We start from the raw sequence: 1,492 nt of genomic DNA on the forward strand, positions 1-1,492 counted from the left end.
TGCAAGCACCTTAAGGCGCATCGGCCGCCATGAAAAGAACGGCGGACGGCCGAGCGCCGGGTTATCGGCAGGTGTGGCCGCCTTGCACTTGACCTCGTGCGGGCTTCGCGGCACCGTCCCCGGCGTTGGAACACCGGCGGATTTCACCATGCGCGACTTCTTCACATCTCTGAAACGATCCGTTGTTGGCGCCGCACTCGGCGTCATGCTGGGTCTGCTCGCCCCGGGCCAGTCGGCGCAAGCGGCAAATCCGCTGGAGCTGAATTTCGGGCTGTTCGGTCCGAAATATGACGGCCGGGTCAAGGAATGCGAAGCCGCACTGGGCACCATCACCAACCAGTTCTGGGAGAAGGAAAGCACCTTCTGGAATTCCTCGCTCAAGATCACCGCCTATGGCCGTATCCACGAAACCGCGTTCCGGCCCTGGCAGTCCGACAACATTCCGCGCCGCTATTGCAGTGCCGACGTGATGCTGAGCGACGGCAAGATGCGCCAGGTGCACTACTCGATCATCGAGGACGGCGGCTTTGCCGGCTTCGGCCAGGGCGTCGAATGGTGCGTAACCGGGCTCGACCGCAACTGGGCGTATAATCCCAGCTGCAAGGCTGCCAAGCCCTGAGTTTCCGGTCGCCACACGCGATTTCGCCGGAGTCGTAAAAGAGAAAAAATATCAGCCGGTTTAGGGCGCGGCGACAGAAGCGCGGCAGCTGGTCATCCTTACTGTGCATGGGGTTGTTTTCGCAATTTTGCGCACGGAGGTTCGGCGCTCCTTCATATTCTGTTCTTGAAATGTTCCATTTTTCTGCTACAATCCCAAATGGTCCGAGTATGGGGGCTTTTGTCATGTCGCGTCTTTCCCGGGTCTGGATTTCGCGGGTCGTCATCGCCGTAGGTCTGCTGGCCGCAGCCGCCCTGACGGGGCTGGCCGGGACCGCATCGGCGCAGGATCGCCGGCAGAATGCGCCCGGCGAGTTCGATTTTTACGTGTTGTCGCTGTCATGGTCGCCGTCCTACTGCGAGGAGGCGGCGGAGCGCGGAAATACCGGGCGTTCGCAGCAGATCCAGTGCGGCCGGCCCTATGCCTTCGTGGTCCACGGCTTGTGGCCGCAATATGAGCGCGGCTTTCCCAATTACTGCCAGCGGCCGTCACCGCGGCTCGATCGCAACATCATGACGTCGATGCTGGATCTGATGCCGGCGCCCGGGCTGATCTTTTCCGAGTGGGACAAGCACGGCACCTGCTCCGGGCTCAGCGCCCGGGCCTATTTCGAGACCACCCGCAAGGCCCGGGCCGCCGTGAAGATTCCGCCGGAATATCTCGAATTATCCGCCGAGAAGACCCTCGCACCGGCCGAGATCGAAGAGGCTTTCATCAAGGTCAATCCCGGCCTGAGTGCGTCGGCGATCGCGGTGGTCTGCGCCCGGAAGCGGCTCAGCGAAGTGCGCATCTGCATGAGCAAGGACCTCCAGTTCCGCGCCTGCGAGGAAACCG

At 62.1% G+C, this 1,492-nt stretch carries 2 protein-coding genes; both read left to right on the forward strand.

The features are described from left to right. Window positions 1–148 precede the first annotated feature (148 nt). Window positions 149–619, forward strand: coding sequence for a hypothetical protein (locus tag Q7U29_RS15335; RefSeq protein ID WP_304742843.1), 471 nt, complete (start codon window positions 149–151; stop codon window positions 617–619). A gap of 224 nt (window positions 620–843) precedes the next feature. Beyond that, on the forward strand, window positions 844–1,492 hold a 649-nt coding region (locus Q7U29_RS15340; RefSeq protein ID WP_304742845.1), incomplete at its 3' end, for a ribonuclease T2.

It is taken from the genome of Bradyrhizobium sp., from assembly GCF_030654605.1.
Classification (GTDB): Bacteria; Pseudomonadota; Alphaproteobacteria; order Rhizobiales; family Xanthobacteraceae; genus Bradyrhizobium.